A 2,292-nucleotide genomic window follows, 5' to 3' on the forward strand; every position below is an offset into this window, starting at 1 on the left:
GGCAGATTTCTGCCTGTACCTACTTATGGAAAATAATCAGAATACAACTCCCAACAGACCCAAACGCAAACAGCTGGCTCCCAGAGATATGATCATCGTTGCGCTGATCGTCCTCGTTATGACACGCATCAACTGGGCAAACATGAATAGTTTCCATGTGCTGATCCTGTTCATGCTGTTCCTGATGCTCATGCTGCGCTGGGGCAATATGCGTAAAGAAGCTGTACGCAAGCAGGCAATGGAACGTTACAAAGAACAGTTTGAAGCCGAAGCAGCAAAAAAAGCCGAAAATCAGGCCGAACCCGTTGCTGCAGAAGATCTCTCTGTAGACGGTGAAGCTGTTCCCACTGAGGAACTCGCTGCAGCCGAAGAAGTTCCCGCTGAGGAAATTCCCGCAGAAGAATCTGTGGAAGAAAAATCTGAAGTATGATTATGGATAAAAAAGGGATGTCATCTGACATCCCCTTTTTATTTGCTTATTTCTCTCCAAATTTATACCCTACGCTCCAGACTGTGCGGATGCCCCATGTATCCTCGCTGTTCAGTTTTTCACGGATCCTTTTCACATGTACGTCTACCGTTCTGGTATCGCCCACATATTCATAGCCCCAGATCCGATCCAGAAGCTGTTCTCTGGTAAATACCCGATTTGGATTCTGAGCCAGAAAAGAAAGGAGTTCAAATTCTTTCGGCGGAAAGTCCAGGCTTTTCCCATGATAGGAAACAGAATAATTGGACAGGTTGATTTCCAGTGCATCAAACCGCAGCACATCCTTATCCACTTCTTCCTGTCTGGGTTCATATCTGCGCAGCACCGCCTTCACCCTCGCCACCAGTTCTTTGGGGTCAAAAGGTTTTACGATATAGTCATCAGCCCCCAGTTCCAGACCAAGCACCTTATCAAAAGTCTCACCTTTTGCCGTCAGCATGATGATGGGCACACGGCTGTTTTTTCTGATCTCTGTGCAGACCTGATAGCCATCCATACCGGGCAGCATCAGATCCAGCAGGATCAGATCGGGCTGAAAGGATTCCGCCGCCTTGAGGGCTTCTCTGCCATCATAGACTTCTTCCGTTTCATAGCCATCCTTCATCATATACAGAGAGATGAGTTCCGCAATATGCAGATCATCATCTACGATCAGAATTTTCTGTTTCCCCATCTTCTCCACCTCTTTTTTAAATTATTTCAATTCAACAACGGTTACACCGGCCTCGCCCTCGCCAAATGTACCGGGTCTGTAACTTTTCACATGAGAATTCATTTTCAGGTAATTCTGTACCCCTGCACGCAGCGCGCCGGTACCCTTACCATGGATGATGACTACCTGTTTCAGACCGGACAGATATGCGTCATCGATATATTTATCAATATTTGCAATGGCTTCATCCACCAGCTGACCGCGGCAGTCGATTTCCGCAGAAATAAACTGACTCTTGGAAAGTTTCGCCCTTGCAGGCTGTTTTCTCTGCTGTTTTTCCTTAGGCTGAGGGGTATCATCCAGCATCAGTTCCGCCACAGGAACCTTCATCTTCATAATACCCATCTGCACCATAACTTCTTTATTCTTATCAGGCGCAGCCAGCACTTCCCCGTTCTGGTCGAAGGAGATCACATAGACTCTGTCGCCCACCTTCAGGTTTTCGGGTGCCTTGTGGTTGGGTTTCACCCGTTTGGATCTCAGGAAATCTGCCTGCATGGTAGAAAGTTTTTCGTTCAGTTTCTGTCTCTGTTCCAGCGCCTTGTTCTTGTTGTTGGCCTCTTTCGCCTGTTTGTTCATCTCTTTGATGATGCTGTCGGCTTCTTCCTTGGCCTTCACATAGATCTGTTTCGCTTCTTCTCTGGCTTTTTCCAGGATCTTTTCTTTCTGCTGTTTTGTTTTTTCCTTCTGGCGTTCCACTTCTTTTTTCAGCGCTTCCGCTTCTCTGCGGTATTCTTCCGCTCGTTCCTGTTCGATCTTCACGGATTTTTTGCTGATTTCCAGATCGGTGATCACATCTTCAAACTTCGCTTCGTCCTGACTGATAAATTCTTTCGCAGAATCCAGAATATAATCCTGCAGCCCCAGACGTTTGGAAATGGCAAAGGCATTACTCTTACCGGGAATACCGATCAGCAGTTTATAAGTCGGACGCAGGGTTTCCACGCTGAATTCACAGCAGGCATTTTCTACATGGTCTGTAGAAAGAGCAAATACCTTCAATTCGCTGTAGTGGGTGGTCACTGCCGTTCTGATTTCTCTTTCCAGCAGGGCTTTGATGATAGCAATTGCCAGAGCCGCACCTTCTGTA

Annotated in this window: 3 protein-coding genes; 1 reads left to right on the plus strand and 2 read right to left on the minus strand. The window is 46.9% G+C overall.

What is annotated here, in order from left to right; genetic code table 11:
- Nucleotides 1–430, plus strand: a 430-nt coding sequence (locus ACJMLT_RS04405; protein ID WP_405727161.1) for a hypothetical protein, incomplete at its 5' end; no start/stop codon positions are given.
- 46 nt (nt 431–476) lie between these two features.
- On the opposite strand, the gene ACJMLT_RS04410 is transcribed toward ACJMLT_RS04405, so the two are convergent.
- A complete protein-coding gene (locus tag ACJMLT_RS04410; protein ID WP_405727164.1) occupies nt 477–1,163 on the minus strand; it encodes a response regulator in 687 nt (228 codons plus the stop codon).
- 21 nt (nt 1,164–1,184) lie between these two features.
- Nucleotides 1,185–2,292: Smr/MutS family protein (locus ACJMLT_RS04415; protein ID WP_405727167.1), on the minus strand; the 1,108-nt coding region annotated here is incomplete at its 5' end.

The organism is Anaerotignum sp., from assembly GCF_045122575.1.
Classification (GTDB): domain Bacteria; phylum Bacillota; class Clostridia; order Lachnospirales; family Anaerotignaceae; genus Anaerotignum_A.